The sequence below is a fragment of the Paenarthrobacter sp. 2TAF44 genome (genome assembly GCF_052114885.1).
In the GTDB taxonomy this organism is placed as follows: Bacteria; Actinomycetota; Actinomycetes; order Actinomycetales; family Micrococcaceae; genus Arthrobacter.
In genome coordinates this window covers 93,177-110,601 of record NZ_JBFRFP010000006.1, presented here as the reverse complement: position 1 = coordinate 110,601, position 17,425 = coordinate 93,177, and the positions used below count along the sequence as shown (strand labels likewise).

General features: G+C 61.7%; 12 protein-coding genes. 1 reads left to right on the top strand and 11 read right to left on the bottom strand.

Features of this window, described 5'->3' with window-relative positions; genetic code table 11:
• Positions 1-2: 2 nt before the first annotated feature.
• The 4 genes from AB4Z15_RS08280 to AB4Z15_RS08265 form a co-directional block, all read right to left on the bottom strand.
• A complete protein-coding gene (locus tag AB4Z15_RS08280) occupies positions 3-1,298 on the bottom strand; it encodes an aspartate aminotransferase family protein (protein WP_207307799.1) in 1,296 nt (431 codons plus the stop codon).
• Positions 1,299-1,352: 54 nt separating this feature from the next.
• Positions 1,353-2,300 carry a C-terminal binding protein gene (locus tag AB4Z15_RS08275; RefSeq protein ID WP_442016892.1) on the bottom strand — a complete coding sequence of 316 codons (948 nt, stop codon included), beginning with the start codon at positions 2,298-2,300 and terminating at the stop codon, positions 1,353-1,355.
• A 261-nt stretch (positions 2,301-2,561) separates the two neighbouring features.
• Positions 2,562-4,358, bottom strand: a complete 1,797-nt coding sequence (locus AB4Z15_RS08270) for a sigma-54-dependent Fis family transcriptional regulator (RefSeq protein WP_442016891.1) — start codon at positions 4,356-4,358, stop codon at positions 2,562-2,564.
• Positions 4,359-4,383: 25 nt separating this feature from the next.
• Positions 4,384-4,611, bottom strand: a complete 228-nt coding sequence (locus tag AB4Z15_RS08265; protein ID WP_442016890.1) for a hypothetical protein — start codon at positions 4,609-4,611, stop codon at positions 4,384-4,386.
• 132 nt (positions 4,612-4,743) lie between these two features.
• On the opposite strand from AB4Z15_RS08265, the gene AB4Z15_RS08260 reads away from it, so the two are divergent.
• The gene (locus AB4Z15_RS08260) at positions 4,744-5,415 is read left to right on the top strand and encodes a TetR/AcrR family transcriptional regulator (protein ID WP_442016889.1); all 672 of its coding nucleotides are present in this window, start codon (positions 4,744-4,746) and stop codon (positions 5,413-5,415) included.
• Positions 5,416-5,535: 120 nt separating this feature from the next.
• On the opposite strand, the gene AB4Z15_RS08255 is transcribed toward AB4Z15_RS08260, so the two are convergent.
• From AB4Z15_RS08255 to AB4Z15_RS08225, 7 genes are all read right to left on the bottom strand, one after another.
• Positions 5,536-6,126 carry a TetR/AcrR family transcriptional regulator gene (locus AB4Z15_RS08255; protein ID WP_442016888.1) on the bottom strand — a complete coding sequence of 197 codons (591 nt, stop codon included), beginning with the start codon at positions 6,124-6,126 and terminating at the stop codon, positions 5,536-5,538.
• Between the two features lie 291 nt (positions 6,127-6,417).
• Positions 6,418-7,203: an SDR family NAD(P)-dependent oxidoreductase gene (locus AB4Z15_RS08250; RefSeq protein WP_442016887.1), complete on the bottom strand. Its 786-nt coding sequence runs from the start codon at positions 7,201-7,203 to the stop codon at positions 6,418-6,420.
• Positions 7,204-7,263: 60 nt separating this feature from the next.
• Positions 7,264-9,699, bottom strand: a complete 2,436-nt coding sequence (locus AB4Z15_RS08245) for a glycoside hydrolase family 2 TIM barrel-domain containing protein (RefSeq protein ID WP_442016886.1) — start codon at positions 9,697-9,699, stop codon at positions 7,264-7,266.
• 162 nt (positions 9,700-9,861) lie between these two features.
• A complete protein-coding gene (locus AB4Z15_RS08240; RefSeq protein WP_131134381.1) occupies positions 9,862-10,854 on the bottom strand; it encodes a LacI family DNA-binding transcriptional regulator in 993 nt (330 codons plus the stop codon).
• Between the two features lie 347 nt (positions 10,855-11,201).
• Positions 11,202-13,532: a glycoside hydrolase family 3 N-terminal domain-containing protein gene (locus AB4Z15_RS08235; RefSeq protein WP_442016885.1), complete on the bottom strand. Its 2,331-nt coding sequence runs from the start codon at positions 13,530-13,532 to the stop codon at positions 11,202-11,204.
• On the bottom strand, positions 13,532-16,027 hold the full coding sequence (locus tag AB4Z15_RS08230) for a glycoside hydrolase family 78 protein (protein ID WP_131134379.1): 2,496 nt from the start codon (positions 16,025-16,027) through the stop codon (positions 13,532-13,534). The genes AB4Z15_RS08235 and AB4Z15_RS08230 overlap by 1 nt, the downstream gene beginning before the upstream one ends.
• 43 nt (positions 16,028-16,070) lie before the next feature.
• Positions 16,071-17,408 carry an MFS transporter gene (locus AB4Z15_RS08225; RefSeq protein ID WP_442016884.1) on the bottom strand — a complete coding sequence of 446 codons (1,338 nt, stop codon included), beginning with the start codon at positions 17,406-17,408 and terminating at the stop codon, positions 16,071-16,073.
• Positions 17,409-17,425: the final 17 nt, after the last annotated feature.

Below are 17,425 nucleotides of genomic sequence, written 5' to 3'. Positions count from 1 at the left end.
GGCTACTTTGCGCCTTCCGTGGTGGGAGCCCCTGCGGCGACTGCCAGGACAGCGTCGGCCAGGCGGTCCGTAATGTCAGCGACAACCTTTTCGTCCATGGGCGTGGACAGCGACAACAGGTTGGCCGGGGAGCCCAGCAGGCCGCGCTCGTAAGAGGCCCACCACAGCTTGTGCTGGGTGTGTTCGTCCACCTTCTCTGCACCGGCCGGAACCGCGCGGAGGAGTGAGCCGCGGCCGCGGATCTCCCAGCCGGCTTCGGCAACACTGGCGTTGACCGTGTCGCGAGCGGTGTCGCCCAACTGGTTCAGGCGCTTGACCTCATCTTCCGTGTAAAGGCGCAGGGCGACGGAACCCGCTGCCATGCTCACTGGGTTGCCGGAGAAGGTGCCACCGTGAGGCAGGCTGCCAGGGAGCGTCGGGTCCACTTCGGCCATCAGCTCGGCCGTGCCGCAGACAGCTCCAACGGGGAATCCGCCGCCGATGAGCTTGCCCGTGGTCAGCAGGTCCGGGGTAACCCCGTATTCGCCGCTGAAGCCGCTGTAGCCAAGGCGGAGGCTGATGACCTCATCAATGATCAGGACAATGCCGTAACGGGTGGCCAGCTCCCGGGCAGTCCGGACGAAGTCCTCGTTGATGGTAAGGAGGCCGGCACGGTTGGGCAGCAGGTCCAGGATGATGGCAGCGTAGGCGTCCGGAGCGGCCTCGACCGCTTGGCGAAGGAATTCGACGTCGTTCAGCGGAACCGCTGTGACGTCGTCGATCACGCCGCGGGTGACGCCGCGCTGGTAGGACGGTCCACCGGGAACCAGGGCAACCTCGGACGTTCCGTGGTATCCGCCCTTGGTGACGATAACGCGCTCTCGGCCAGTGCTGGCACGGGCGATGCGGATCGCGGACATGACGGCTTCGGTGCCGGAGTTTGCGAAACGGACCTGGTCCAATTCGGGAAGACGGCCGAGCAGGAGTTCGGCGAGTTCCCATTCGTAGAGGTTCGGGATACCCCAGCTTGCACCAGTGGTGAGGGCCTTGGTTGCAGCTTCGGTGATTTCCGGGTGGGCATTGCCGTGGATCAGGGACGTGAAGTTGTTGTTCGCGTCGATCAGTTCACGGCCGCGGTCATCCCACACCCGGTAGCCCTCGCCCTTGATGGCGTAAGGGCTTGGTGCGCCGGTGTAGTAGGTTGACCGGCCGTAGCCGCCAGGCAGCAGCGGGAAGCCGCGCGGCCCACGGCGCAGATGCGGATCCTCCGCAGGGTTCTGCAACGCAGCGAGGTCTTCCAAATGATTGGTGGTAGCCAAGTCGGGTTTCTCCAGTCTTTTCAGTTCACGAGTCGTTTCAGTTCACGAGTCGTTTCAGTTCACGAGGTCGATGAGCGGCTGGCCGGTTAGCGCGAGGCGTACGCGCTCCACGGCACCGTCCTGCAGGGCGCCCGTGGACCGGTTGGAACGCCATGCGATGTGTGGCGTGAGGATGGCGTTTGGCGCCGTCCGCAGGGGGTGTTCGGCCCCGAGTGGTTCCTGGGCGAAGGTGTCGATGCCGGCGCCTGCGATGTGTCCGGAGACTAGTGCCTCCGCGAGCGCGGCTTCGTCGATGAGGCCGCCGCGGGACACGTTGACGATCACCGTGCCTTTGCGCATTTTGACGAGCACTTCGGTGGAGATGAGGTTCGCCGTTTCGTTGTTCAGCGGCAGGTGGAGGGAGACGACGTCGGAATTCTCCAAGATGTCTTGCAGCCCGGTCATCTCCACGAAACTCTCCGTGACAAAGGGATCGTAGGCGCGGACGCGGGCTCCAACAGCCGAGTACATGCGGGCCACGTGCTGCCCGATGCGGCCCATGCCCAGTACGCCGACCTCAAGCTCGGAGAGGACAGGGGTGTCGTAGCCGATGGTTCCGGCCCAGCCAAGGTTGTCGATGGCGGCGTTTCCGGCAGGTAGGCGGCGGGCCAACGCCAGGCCCATGGCGAAGGCATGGGAGGCGACTTCTTCCGAGGCCGTGCCCGGAACGATCGAGACCGGGATACCCGCTTCGGTAGCCGCGGCGACGTCGATGTTGTCGTAGCCGATTCCGTACCGGATCACTGCACGGCACCTGCTCATCAACGGGAAGTCGGCGGCAGTGAGCTTGGCATAGGGCGTGATCATCACAATGTCGGCTTCGGGAAGCCCTTCGCGGAAGGCATCGGTGTCTGCCGCGGGGTTGAGTGTGTAGCCGAACTCCTCCGCGAGCGCGTGCTCACGGTCCAGGTCCGGGAAATGGTGAGGGGCCACAAGAATGGTTCCCTGGGCATCGCGGGTCATAGTCAGTCGTCCTGTTCGTGTTCGTACCCTCGGTCGCTGCCGGACACTCCTTGGGACGGGTGCCGGTGCCGGGTGATTTCCAGTACAACGCGATATCGCGGCGGCCATCCGTGCCATATCGAGACACCACAGTGGGACACTGTGTCCCACCGACTGGGGAGGGCCGGGCAGCACAAGCGGCCACCCGCCGTCCGGCTTTCGCCGCCTGGGCAGCGCGCAGCAGCCGGCCTCTTTAGGAGGTCGGCTGCTGCCTGCGTGGAATCAGAGGTCGAAGCCGCGGCTGCGGAAGTAGTCCATGCGCCGGTACAGAGTGGAGCGCCCGATCTGCAGGGTCTCCGCGGCAAGGCTGCGATTGCCCTTTGCTTCCTGGAGCGCCGTGCGCAGTTCGCTGAGTTCCGCGTCTTCCAGGCGGGAAAGCCGACCCTTCGTCAGGACTCGGTGGAATCCCTGTGGCAAGTCATCCACTGTTACTTCGGCACCGCCTGCCCGTTCCACGGCGTTGGAGACGACGGCCCTCAACTGGTCGATGTTACGTGGCCAGTCGGCTTGCGTGAGCGTCGTGAGCAGCCTGCGGGAAAGCCGCCGCTCCCCCATCTCCCCGGCAATCGCATTCGCCAGCTGTGGGATGTCTTCCCTCCTGTTGCGAAGTGGTGCCACCGAGATTTCAAGGACGTCGAACGCCTCGGAAAGCAGCAGGGTCGCGTCCGTGGGGCGGGTAATGGTGAAGATCAGCTTGGTGGTGGAATGGCCGCGAAGGTTCCGGGCGATCTCGACTGCTTCATTCTGTGAGAGCTCGTCAGCGTGCTCCACGATCAACGTGGCTGGAAGCTCCGTGGCCACCCGGTGCAGGACGTCCCTGAAGTTGGGGTTCCTGAGGTCACCGTTGCGTGCGTCAACTATCGCGCGGCCACCCCGCAGTGACCCGATTGCATCGGCCAGCCGCAATTTCCCGCTGCCCAATTCACCGATCAGCACCACGGACCGGTCCTGGTCCACAGCCTTCCGCGCCAGGTTAAGGGTTCGCTTAAACTCCGTGCTGGTGCCGTCCACGTGCTTCAATAAGCGATCCGCAGTTCCTTGCGGCGCCGATTCCAGCGTTATTGCAGCACCGGCGGCGGCGTTTGCCCGCTCCTTGGCGGGCGCGTGCGGCCGGACCACCACAATTGCTCCGACGTTGGCCGCGGAAAGCGTTACCGGTGAAATTTCCAGCGTGGAACGCCCCGGCCCTTGCAGCATAACTTCGCAGTTCATGTCGCGGCCGGACGCCATAACGGCCTTGGCATAACCGGAAATGATCGAAAAGTCGCTGTCCACCAGCGTGGCAGTCGCGGATGCGTTCTGGAGCGCGTTTTTACCGTCGACGGCAATGACCGCCCGGTTGCCCCTTCGGCGTGAGATCCTGAGGTACTCACTGAGCAGTGCCCGCTCCTTCGATGAGGTGCGGACTTCGATGTCGCGCTCAATCCGGGAAGCGACGCCTTCGAGCATGAGCAGGGTCGATGATGGTTCCAGCGTGCTGACCCGGTTTGCCGGGAGCGTCAGACCTATCACGGCCCGCACACGGTTATGGAACGGGTCCCGGACCAAGGAAGCAAAGCACCAGTTGCCCCTCATGTCCTCCCGAAAGTGTTCTTCCGGGGCCAGCCAGATGCCGCGCCCTTCTTCCAGGGCCAAACCTTCGCCATTGCTTCCGCAACTCTCCTCCAGCAGGGAATACCCAGCGGGGAATCCGTCATCCCGCAGGAAGCTGGCCTTGACCAGGACACCGTTAGGGGCGGTGATGTTGACGTAGCCGCCCAAGTCGGCAGCCACTTCATCCAGTTTCTGCAGGTGCGGTCCCGCCGCCGCGATCGTGTACTCGTCCACCCGCCCTTCGTCGTAGAACCCGCGGTCCGCGAAGGCATCGACGCCCGCAGCACGGCTGCGGTACCACGAACGGGCCACCATGGGACGGATGCCGCTGAGGTCGGTTTGGGGTTGCATGAGGAAGAGCTCGCGGACGCGGTTGGTTTCACGTGGGGTTTCATTCGGCCACGGTGACAGTACTTCTGCAGACATGGGAGGTTCTCTCTGAGTATGCGGTTCAGGACGCCAACGCCGGGCCAGATCCATCTGGCCTGGACTTTCGTGGCCGCCACCTCGGCAGCTTGGGACGGAACACCCGCTCGGCGGTCCAGTTCTCATCTTGTGATGCGTTTTCCTCCAGCGCACGTGCGCCGATGTACGCGGCAACCATTCCCGAAAGACCACTTCCGAGGATGATGGTGTTGTTGTTCCGAGGGGCCCCCAGGCTCGTGTTTTCGGTGACCATTGTTTGCTCTTCCGCTCAAACCATCCGGGTTGGTGGGTGCATGTGCTCCACGCCACTTCCAGACTACCTAACTAACAGACGTTAGGGAAGCGCTCATCCCGATTTACCTAACGACTGTTAGGATGGCGGATTATGAGCATGACGTCCTACGAAGCCGCGAAGGCAGCCCTCCAGACTAGACTCGAGGAGTGGAACTGGGCGGGCCAGAAAGCCGCCAGGCAGAACATTCTTGAGGCGTTCCTTCAGCTCGCCATTGCCAACGGCTTCAACTCTGTCTCGATGCGGACCATCGCAAATTCGGTCAACATCAAGCCACCCAGCCTCTACTCCCACTTCCCCGACGGCCGGGACGAAATCGTTGCCGAATCGCTCCGCTGGCATTTCCACCGCTTCGGCGTCGCCCTGCTTGAGGCGGTAGCGCCGGCCACAAATGCGGACGAGTTCTGGGACGCCATGGTGAGGCTTCACTTCACGCGACAGGTGCGGCTCCCGGAAAGCAACCTGTGGGATTTGCTCGTAGCCACCGACAGGATGGCAGAAGTCCTGCCCCAGGATCTCCGAGCACAGGTGGACGATTGGGTGACGCTACACGAACGGATGTACGAGGCAGCTGCCCGCGACATGGGCTGTCCTAATCCGGCGGAGCACGTGCGGGTGGTGATCACGCTCCTGGAGGGCGCCACGCGCTGGGCCCCCGCCGATTGCACCGACGCCGAGCTTGAAACGCTAGCGGACCGCGCCGTCACCCTGTCCCGGGCAATTTTGGCCGTCGACTTCCAGACCGCGAGGACTTTGGCGTCGTAAGGCTGCCTTGCTCATTCCCCAGCCGCGCGTGTGTCCCGGTGATACCAGCGGCTCGCATGCAGCACCACGCCGTTAGCAGGACCTTCGGGGCGTGTGAAGGACGCGCACCTGCACCCAGGATTAGAACCCTCGCACATTTCGCAAAAGACTTACCAAGTCGGCCACATCGGTTTCCCGGCGATGCCGGTTGCCTGGTTCGCCATGGTGGAACACGGCGTTGAAAAACAAGCCGACTCCTATATAACGGATCGCTAGGGCAAGGTCTGGGCCGACTTCTGCTTCCAGGACCTCTAGCCACTGCTTTTGGACGTCGGCCAGCCTGCGCTGCGTCTCAGCGGGTGCTATGGGCGCAAGGCGATTCACGGCCACAAACGCTTTGTCCAAGGGCGAATTGCTCCAAAGAGAAGTTTGGAGAAAGTGCATGACCGCCCCTCCGGCGGCTGCCTTCATGGCGCGGATGTCTTCCAGCACCAATTCATCAAAGCGCTCAAGCTGTGCAGAAACCAAATCTTCCCTGTTTGGGTAATAGTGGAGCAAGCCCCCCTTCGATACGCCAGCGAGCTTTGCCACAGCTTCCAGAGTGGCAGCCCGCTCGCCCGCCTTTACGAGGATGGACTCAAACGCATTCATCACTCGTTCGGCGACACCGGGTTCTTCGGCGGAAACGGTTCGCTGCTTCGACGATGGGCGCAGACTAAAGGGTCGATTCATGATCAGAGTCCTTGTTGATGGGACTATTGGATTTCAGCGGTAATGGGCGTGACGCCGCCCCTGGACGCGTGCGGGACCAGGGAATTTTTCACTCACGCCTGGCCCGTTGGTCCAAATAGCCAACGTGCGGCGCGAGCCATCTCCTACTCAGCCGCTACGCCGAAAATGTGGCAGCTTGTCGATGACCTGCAGCGTGAGACCGGTCCGGGGATCCAGAGGTGCCCCTGACCGGCCCCGGGGTGGAAGGTACGTCATAGAGGTGAGTACCCGAATTCCCGGACAGACCACGCGTCAGAAGTGGGTCCCGCCGTCGATGCGAACTTCGGTGCCGGTGATGAATTTACCGTCATCGCTGGCCAACATGGCGACAACACTGGCAACAGCTTCTGGTCCGGCGAATCCTTCTCCGAGCGCTGGGACCAGCTTGCTGGCCAAACTGTAGTCCATATCGTCGGGGAGGCCGGGACCCTGATTCTGCTTGCTCTGCCCCGACCCGTCCGTCATCCCCGACGAGATGGAGCCGGGCTGCACGGAATTGAAGCGAATACCGTCTTTTGAATATTCAGACGCGAGTGCATGGGTCATCGATTGGATGCCACCTTTACTCGCTGCATATGCGCTCATGTAAGGGTGGGCGAACGTTGCCGATGTGGATGAGAAGTTCACCACGGCGGCTGCGCGGCCGGCCCTGAGATGGGGAACGGCTTGTCTGATGACCAAGAAAGTCCCTGTCAAATTCACCCGGATGACTTGTTCGAATTGTTCGAGCGATGTCGCCTCTGTGTGCGAAGAGCGCAGAATCCCTGCAGCGTTTACTAAGACATCCAGCCCACCCAGAACCTCCGTGCTCTGACGTACGCCGTGATTCACGGACGCTTCGTTGCCGACATCCATGACCACCGTTGTGAGCTGCCCGCCAAGGTGAACAGCCGCCGTCGTGGTGTCCTCCAAGCCTGCTTCCGAGATGTCGGCAGCAACCACGGTCCCTCCCTCGGAAAGCAGGCGCAGAACTGTGGCCTGCCCGATCCCCGACCCTCCACCGGTAACGAGTACTCGACGTCCTTCATAGCGGTTCATGTGTTCTCCTTCGATTTTCCACCGGAATGCCCGGCCGTTCGTTACATGCGTGGTTGGGGTTTAGCGGAGCGACGGCTCCAAAAGGGCAGGCGTAGCTGTTGAAACGACTGCCTGGACAACCAGCTCGGCTGAGCCGGCATTCTGTGCGTGTGCGGTGATGGTGATGGCTCCAGCTGCCCCGGTGGGGCGCACGATGGCGAGCGCGCGGCCGCGATACGTGGTGGTTGTGGTGCCTGTAAATGCTTCAGTTGGCGCCGGTGCTCCGGTCCCGAAACCGATAAGTTCACCCGGACCGGTGACAGTCAGTCGCACTTCCTCGTCGCCGAGCATCTCCACCTGACCGTTGGCGCCGACGACGGCCAGTTCCGCGAAAACCAGGTCAGCTCCGTCCGCTGCGACGTCCGCGCTACCAGCGGTGAGACGCAGGCCCAACCGGCCTTCGGCGCTTTGAAGGGTGGTCCTGGAAACTTCATTGCCGCCTCGGTAGCTCACAGCGGTGAGCGACCCCGGCTCGTATGGCACTGTGAACCTGGCGACGTAACCCCGGCTTCGGCCGGCTCTGCGGCGCCCGATCCGGCGGCCGTTGAGGAATAGCTCTATATGGTCATCGGCTGAATAGACCTCGATCTCTGCCTTGCGTCCCTCGCACCCGCGCCACGACCAGCTTTCGACGGCGTTTGTTACGCGCCATGCCGACCGCACCATGGGCACTCCGCTGCGGTCCAGGGGTCGCACACCGATCGCCGGGGCGTCCAGGACACCCCAAGCAGCCTGCGCCAGGCGCAGGGTGATGTCCGGCTGGCCTATGAGATCGAACATGCCAGGGCCCGCCAGGATGTGGGGATAGGGCTTGGAAAAGCCCGCTCGTTTCCCAGGAACCCAAACCGCGACTCCGGCTTCGCCCAGGTACTCCCAGCCTGCCCACACAAAGTCCCCTATGACCGCGGTGTTTTCCTCCACCAAGTGCCAGGAGCGGGCAACGTCCCCGGGCAACGTTTCCGAGCCGAGAATCACCCGCTGCGGGTAGACGCGCAGGTCCCGCTTGTACCGGGCCAGGCCGTAGTTGTAACCCGCGACATCAACTGCAGCGAACCCATCCTTGGATGCCTTGTCCGCCTGTGGGAGCCTCGAAACGAGGTCCATCATGCGTCCGATCTGGTTGATCCAAACATTCGCTTCGGTACTTCCGGCCAGCGATGTCTCGCCCTCAGCCTCAGGAGTTTCTTTGTAAGGGGACTGCTTGAAGACCACCATCGCGTTCAGGAAGAGGTTCGTTGCAAGGGTGACCGGCCGGTCCGGGTCCAAACGATGCAGGTATTCCGTGATCTCCCGGGCCACAGTGACCCCTTCAGGCGTTGCAGTTTCCGGGATCTCGTTTCCGGCGGCATACATGATGACCGACGGGCGGTTGCGGTCTTTTTCCACCATGCGGTCCGCGTCCTCGGACCAGGTGTCCCGGAACCTGCTTGCCGAGTCGTACCGGGTTTTGGAAGCGAACCAGTAGTCGGCGAGTTCATCCAGGACGTACATGCCCAATTCGTCGCAGGCATCCAGGAGGTGCCGTGACATCGGGTTATGGGCACTGCGGATAGCGTTGAAGCCCGCCTGCTTCAATAACCGGATGCGCCGGTATTCTGCTGCCCGGTGCGTAGCGGCGCCCAGAATTCCATTGTCATGGTGAATGCACGCACCCCTAAGCAAAGTGCTGACTCCGCTGATTCGCAGGCCCCGCTGGGCATCAACCGTGATCGTCCTGAGCCCCACCTTCTCGCGTCGTTCATCAATCAGCCCTTCAGCTGCATAAACCTTTGCCACGAGTTCATAGCGGTGCGGTGTTTCTGCGCTCCAGGGTTTGGGGTTCGGGACGTGCAAATCTAGTGTTCCCGCCGCTCCATTTGCCTTCGCGGCGGCGACCAGAGTGCCGCCGTCGAACAATTCCACATAGATGCCTGCAGCGTCGTGGGGTGTGTTCAGGTCATATTGCACTTCGAGCGTTGCGGCTTTGGCCGTGAGGGCCAGCGTGCGCACCCGTAGACCGTCATTGGCGAAATGGAGGGCAGGTCGCAGAATAACGGAAACTCCGCGATATAGCCCTGAGCCCGGGTACCATCTGCTTCCCGGCTGAAGTGAATTATCTACGGTGACGACGATTTCATTGGCAGCACCCCAAAGGACCTGGTCCTGCACTGCGAACTCGAATTCGGTGTACCCGCCGCGTATGGAACCCACTGCTTTGCCATTGACGGTAACCGTGGCGTCGCCCTGGACACCCTCAAAGCGCAGTGCCGCACAAGCAGCCGGATCCTTCGGAGCACTCCACGTGGTCCGATATGTGTAGAAGCCACCGGGGAAGTAGGCCACATCCGCACCTCCGGGCGCGTCAGGTGTGCGGGTCTCGTGGATCATGGCATCGTGCGGGAGCCTGACTGAAGTCCAGGAGCCAGCACTGGTATTGGCGAATTCCCAGTCAATGAGGTTGATAGCTTCGGTGGGCATGAGACTCCATCGTCGAGGCGGTAAGAGGTGCTTCTTGGTGTGTGCTGAAAAGACTAGCACGCGCAAGTAGGTGCCGCCGCCGATATGCCGGCACAATCAGAAGTTCAGATCGCGAGCCCTGCGATCGGCTCCACACGGGCCGCACAAAGGCCAGGCGGTGTTTTAGGTCGACGCCCGTCGGACGAGAGTGGCCACCGCATTGGGCTCCCCTTGGGGCACGTCCCTGCCGTCCACGGCGTTCAGTGCTGTCAGTGCCAACAGCCGGCCCAGTCCTTCGACGTCCATACGGATAGTCGAGAGTGCGGGCACAAGAATCTCGCCCCACGGGTCATCGTCATGCCCGATGACAGCAAGGTCACCGGGGACCGCCAGGCCTTGGCGCAATGCGGCACTGGTAACAACTGCCGCGATCTCGTCATTGAAGGCAACCACCCCGGTCACACCCGCATTCACCCACTCTCGGACGGCAACCTGGGGCGAATCGTCCTGGCGGTCGATCTGACGGCAATCCACTTCACCAAGACCAAGCTCCAGCGCCTTGTTGGTGACGATATTGCGACGGGCCTCACCAAAGGAGCGCAGACGGTTGTCTCCGGGCGCCGCGAAAGCTATTTTGCGGTGGCCGCGTTCAACGAGGTGCTCCACCTGCAGTTCCGGCCCCGCGACAATACTCGGCCCTGTCTGCCAGGCGGGCGTATGCGCATCCGGAACCGGGACAATGTTGGTGATACCACTCGCCCGTATCGATTCCACTTCCTCCTCCGAGAACGGGAGAAGCCCAATAACGACGTCCGGATCAAGGGACTCCCACAGCGGCCTGGATGTTTCGTGAATTGTGTAGGTGACCAAAGAGTACCCGGCCTCTTCCAGAAAACCGGAGGCCTCGGCGATGTGACGGCGCATGCTGTATTCGAGAGGCCAATCGGGAAGGACCAACAAGATGATGCGGCTTCGACCCCGGGCCAAAGCTTGAGCGGCCGTGTGCGGACGATACCCGAGCCTCGCAGCTTCGTTAATGACCCGCTTACGGGTTGCCTCCGAAATGGTCTGGCCTCGCGTTTTATTCAGGACGAAACCCACGGTAGCCCTGGAAATACCCAAAGACTTCGCGACATCCGCTGCGGTAACTCTACGGCCTTTATTCTCCGTGCTCATCCAAAAATCGTACCTTGCGCGAGCTAGTACCCCCTTCTGTCGTGGAGCGCACCGGACAACGCTTCAATGACTTGGCCGAAGCGAGGCAGCAATGATGTCTTTTGGCGAGGCCGAAGCGCTGACGACAGTTACTACGGCAACCCCACGATCAAGCCGAAACGGCAACACCGCAGCAAACTGTCTGCACCAGCTCGGGCTGTTTCGCAGCAGAGGGTTAATCGAGGATCTCGGTTTTTATCCGTTCCCTTAACAATTGGCCCTGCCGCGACCAACAACAGGAACAGGGCACGGAAAAGAAGGTCCGGGGCTCTGTCGGTCCCGGACCTTCCGCAGGTCGAAGCAACGGCTTACGTGATTTCCAGTACTGCCGCCAGGTCAGCCTCGGAATCTCCGCCGACCCAGATATCGATCGTTGTAGCGTCTTGAACGTAGTCGCGGGTGGCTGCACTCCAGTACCGGAGTTGGTCCGGTCCCAGCTCAAACTCCACGGTGCGGGTTTCGCCTGCCTTAAGCGAGATCCGCTGGAAGGACTTGAGTTCCCGGACGGGTCGGGAGGAGGTCCCGTAGCGTTGGTGGATGTACAGCTGGACCACTTCATCGGCGTCCCGGTCCGACACGTTGGTCACGTCGCAGTTGACGGTAACAACATCGCCTCGGGCGATTGCCGCCTGCCCGGTTGAGAGATTGCCGTACTTGAAGCTGGCATAGGACAGGCCGTGGCCGAAGGGATACAACGGCGCATTGGATCCTTCGAAGTAGCGGGACTGCTGATGCTCCGGTTCGAAGGTCCGGTGATGGGAGTAGATAAGCGGCACCTGACCTACGTGTTGGGGCCACGTAAAGGGCAACCGCCCTGCCGGACTGACAGCGCCAAGCAGCGTACGGGCCACCGCGTCCCCGCCCCGGGTACCGGGATACCACGTCTGAACGATGGCAGGGATATGCTCATCCGCCCATCGCAAGTCCAGCGGCCGGCCAGACATGACAATGAGGATCACAGGGGTGCCCGTGTCGTGGATGCGCTGCAGTTGTTCAAGCTGGCGACCCGGCAAATCCAGCGTACTTGTGGACGCCCGTTCGCCAATCTGGTTCTGCCGCTGGCCAACAACCACGATTGCGACGTCGGCACTGGAGGCGAGCTCCACGGCGTGATCGATCGCGGCGTCGTCGTCGTAATCATCCGGTGTCCGCTCGATGGAGGTGTCCAACTGATCGAAAGGCGTGGGGTAAAAACGCTCAGGAATACCCGCTCCGGGTTCGTGCAGCACTTCTGCGGACCCCTCCAGCGCCGAGCGGAGACCGTCCACAATGGTCACGGTCTCCGTCACGTCATGGTCAAAGACCCAAGGTCCAAGAGCGTCCCGTGAGGCCTGGGCCAGTTGGCCGATGACAGCAATTTTGCGAAGGGATTCGCCATCCAGGGGAAGCGCATCCGCATCGTTCTTGAGCAGCACCATGGACTGCTCAGCAACGGTCAGGGCCAGTTCGCGGTGCTCTGGCGCAGCGAGGACCGCCTCTGTGGCAGATTCCTCAGTGTAGGGGTTCTCGAATAAGCCCAGCCGGAACTTGGCAGTGAGGACGCGTTCGACGGCGGCATCCAGCACGTTCTCACTGAGGGTACCGTTTTGGACTGCTTCCGGAAGCCGTGTGTACGCGGGTTCCATCATGGCCATTTCCATATCCAGGCCCGCCGTCACCGCTCGCACGGCGGCATCTGCCTGATCCTTGGCGAAGTGCTGCGTCTCCAAAGACCGCACGGCGTTTGCGTCAGAAACCACAAAGCCATCGAAGCCGAGCTGGTCCCGAAGGATGGTGGTGAGCAGTTGGCGGTTTCCAGAGACTGGAACCCCGTTGAAGTCCATGTAGGCGCTCATCACGTTCGACGTCCCGGCGTGGATAGCGGCGCGGAACGCCGGGATGTGCACGTTCCAAAGTTCAGCGTCGGAGATGTCGACGTCGTCGTAATCCCTGCCCCCGCGGGCCGCCCCGTAGCCTGCAAAGTGCTTCACCCCGGCGAGAATCCGCTCGGGGCCGAGGTCACCTTGGAAGCCGCGCACGTTAGCGCCGGCTACGGCGGCACCAAGGACAGGGTCTTCGCCTGCTCCTTCGACGATGCGTCCCCAGCGAGGGTCCCGGGCAATGTCGACATTGGGGGCGAAAGTCCAGTGCACGCCCGCGGCACGGGCCTCCCGTGCTGCCACTGTCTGCGCCGCTTCGATCACATTTTCGGACCAAGTAGCAGCCATGGCGATTGGCACGGGGAAAATGGTCCGCCACCCATGCACGACGTCGAACCCAAAGAGGAGCGGAATGCCAAACCGGCTGTCCTCTACAGCGCGGCGCTGCAGGCGGTTCGCGAGTTCCGGGTTCCGGATAAAGAGAAGGGAACCGGCCTTTCCTGCGCTTACGGCCTCCTCAATCAGTTGCGGCAGCTTGATGTGGACACGGTGCTCAGGGGGAAGGGACTCGATGTCAAAATCGTCCGGAATCGGCTCCCCGTCCCCGGTGTAGAAATACTGTGTCAGCTGACCGGCTTTTTCCTCAAGAGTGAGCCGGCCAAGGAGGTCTTTGACGCGGACCTCCACTGGCAGTGTGGATTCACGGAAGGGCAGTACAGGCAATGGGTCCTCTGTTCGTTCTTGTTTGGTGGCGCCGGCTGCATCGTCGTGGAGGGTCATCAGTTGTCTCCGTTCGATGCAGCTGCCAGTGACTCTGAAAGGTCAGAGCGGAACTGGTCCGAGGCACCGGGGATGTATTCGAGCAGCGTGCGGATGGACATGGCAGCGGCTTCCGGGTCCTTGCCGTCCAGAGGAACACCGGGGTAATGGCTAGCGAAGGTGTTGCTGAACAGCCGCCATGCGGCCGGATCCTCGGCAACCTCGCGAATGGTTGAGTCCAGGTCAAAGGTGGTCCGGGCCGAGGCAATTTCAGCCGCATAACTCCATTGATGCTCACCAGCTGCAATCTCTACTCTCAGCCCATCCGGGTGCAGGGGCAGGACCACCTCGGCGCTGGTCCCCTCCGGAATGGCCACGTCCAGCAGGGCTGTGCCCTCTTTCACGCTCCAATTCACGCGCACTTCCCCGTGCGGGGTGACATGTTTCAGGTCTGCGGAAGTGAGATGTTTGCCCGGTTGGGGTGCGATTCGCATGCGTCGGTAGCCAGGTTCGACGGCGTTCAGCCCACCAATGGTTCGGTGCATCCAGTCCACAACCGCCCCGAGGGCGTAGTGGTTCAAGGAGGTCATTCCGGAGGGGTTGATGGTCCCGTCAGGCTGTACCGAATCCCAACGCTCCCAAATGGTGGTGGCGCCCATCGTCACCGGGTACAGGAAGGACGGGCAGCCCGTTTCCAGAAGCATAAGGTAAGCCTCGTCGAGGTGACCTGTGACAGAGAGGGCATCGGTGACCAGCGGCGTGCCGGCGAAGCCTGTTGAGATGCGGTAGCCGGCGCGGGCTACGATTTCCGCCAGCCGGTCACCTGCATGCGCTTTCTGGGTGTCGTCGAGAATATTGAAGGTGATCGCCAATGCGTATGCTGTGGCGGTCTCGTTGACAACCCTGCCGGTCTTGCTGACGAACTCGTCCAGGAACGCTCCGCGGACGCGGTAAGCAAGGGCATTGAATTCGACGGCGTCTGCCTCGTGTCCGAGGATGGCTGCGGTGTCAGCCATCTCCCGGGTGGTGCGGCACAAGTAGGCTGCAGCGACAAGATGCCTGTCGGTTTTACCACCGGCCGGGTTGTCGATCGGTGCGTCCGGATCGAGCCAGTCACCGTACTGGAAGCCAGTACTCCACAATCCGTTGTCATCCAGCAGGCCGGCAACCTGACGGATGAAGGCGGTCATCGAACCATAAGCGTCCGCAAGGATCTGTTCATCGCCATATTCCCTGTAGAGCGCCCAGGGAAGGCTGACTGCGACATCGCTCCACAGCGCCGTCGGGGAAGATGGCGTGGAGAGCACATCAGGGACAACCCATGGCACATAGCCACTTTCCTTTTGTTCAACGGCGAGGTCGCTCAACCAGGATCCGAGGACACCGCGGACGTCGTAGAGGAACGCCGCAGTGGGGGCGAACGCGTTGATGTCACCGGTCCAGCCAAGGCGTTCGTCGCGCTGGGGACAGTCGGTGGGGACGCCAACAAAGTTGTCCCGCATGGACCAGACCGCGTTGGAGTGCAGCTGGTTCAGCAACGGATTTGATGTCTCGAGCCACCCGATGCGGGTCATGTCGGAGTGGACAACAACGGCCCGCAGAGACTCGGAGGTCAACACTCCGGGCCAACCGTCGATCTCGACGTAGCGAAATCCATGGAACGTGAAGCGGGGCTCCCAGATTTCGCGTCCTTCTCCGCGCAGCGTGTACCGGGTAGTGGCCGCTGCTGTCCGGATCGTCTCGAAGTCCGCTTCGCCGGCAATCATCACCTCCGAGTGCTTAAGCGTCACTGTCGTACCGGCTGGACCTTGGACGTCGAGCCGTACCCAACCTGAGATGTTTTGGCCGAAGTCCACCACGGTGCGCCCTGAGGCCGTTGTCAGGATTTCCACGGGAGCCAGCTCTTCGATCCGCCGGATGGGCGGAGCTGTGGGCTCCACGAGTGCTTCGAGCGGCCAGTCGAAGATTTCAACAGCGGCCCACTGCGAATCGTCGAACCCAGGCTTGTCCCACCCGAAGGGTTCCAGACGCGCATCGTAAGTTTCGCCGTCGTAAATGCTGTTCGCGAGCACAGCACCGGTTCCGGCCCGGAACGAACCATCTGTAGTGATCCGTTCTGTCCGGCCGTCGGCGTACTCCACATCAAGCTGCAACCAGGCGGCTGGCCGCTCCGAATAGTGGTTGCGTTTTTCCTCCCAGCCGAGGCGTCCCAGCGCCCACCCCTCCCCCATAATTGCGCCCAGCGCATTGACTCCCGGGGTGATCAGCGACGTGACGTCGTGGCTGCTGACAACGAGTCGATGGCGATAAGAAGTCCAGCCGGGCGTCAAGACCTCATCTCCCACAACGTTCCCGTTGACGTGCGCTTCGATCAGGCCTACAGCTGTACTGTGGAGCGTTGCTTTGACCGGCAGTTCGGGTACTTCGAATTCACGACGAAGATACGAAGCGGGCTCTCCGGGTTCGCCTGTTGAATGCTTGGGGGTGATGAAAGATGCGGACCAGTCGGCGGTCATTGTGGAACTCCTTGTAACGCTGGGTATTGGCTGGCTGGTTGGGTTAGCGGACTGAGCGGACGCGCATGGCCACCATGCCGCCTATGAGGGTGAAGACGCCGGCGATGAGGTAGAGCAGGGTGTAGTTCTTTTCGCCACCCGCTACGACTCCGATTGCGAGGAATGCCGGTGCAATAAAGGGTGCAACTGCCTGCGGGATCGACACTGCGAAGCCGATGATGCCCATGAATCGTCCGGCGTTGGTGTCCTTCTCCGGCAGAACATCCAGGATGAGGGCTTGGTCGATTGCCGAGAACATGCCGATTCCCGCAGACACGATCATCGAACCAGTCACCAGCAGAGTGAAGTCGGAGGCAACGGCCATGACAACCGTGCCCAGTGTGAAAAGAACACCTGAGTAAAGGACGAAGACGCGCCGGCGACGCAGCTTGTCTGAGAGGAATCCGCCTCCAATGGCACCGGCGGTTGTAGCAACAATCCCGATCAGGCTGATGGTGGCGATGATGGGTGCGGAATCGGCAACACTGACGCCGAGACGCTCAGCGAAGAAGAACGCCGTGAACGTGGTGTTCAAGGTAAGACCGAAGTAGAAGAGGAACCGGCCAAGCCATACCCATGAGAAGTCCGGGTACGAGCGGGGGTTGTACAGGTACTTGCTGAACAGCGTACCCAGGGACAGTTTCTCGTCGAACCGGGCGTTTCGGGTGTCGTTTTCCTTCGTGAACAACACAAAGAGGGTCACAAAGATCACGCCGACCAAACCGGGCAGCAGGAAGAGCAGAAGCGCATCAGCAGCGAAGCTGCCAGCGATTACAACACCTACAACGGGCGCCACCTGGGTGGCGAAACCTGCAAGGCCGGCGACTTTCCCTCGCTGGGTTTCCGATAGCTTATCGGCCATGGATGTCAGCAGGGCCTGAAGGACTTGACCCCAGCCGAGCTGCGCGAGGACCCAGCCGATGCCGAGAACCAGCGCGCTTGGTGCCATCGCCATAACGAAGAGTGAAAGGATGCCCACCAGCATGCCGCCGATCATGAACGGACGACGACGTCCAATTCGTGAGCGCGTTCGGTCGCTGAGCACACCCAGAAGCGGAGCTGTGACCATCACTACCAAGGATCCAGCGCCGGTGATGTATCCCAGATACTCGTCACGGCCCGGCGCCAGCTCCGCCAAACGAATGGCCAATGAAATCGCCAGAGGCGTGATGAATGCTACGAATACACCGAATTGACCCAGTACTTGGAACCAGATGTACGAGGTGCTGGCTTTCTGTTCAGCCGGAGGTTGCGGTGCGTTCTGCATAACCTCCGCCAGCGCCCCCGGCGCGGTCGGCAGAGGCTGAGGGGCGGCGGGAAGATCGCCTGGGCGTATTGCCATCGAAGACTCCATCGTCA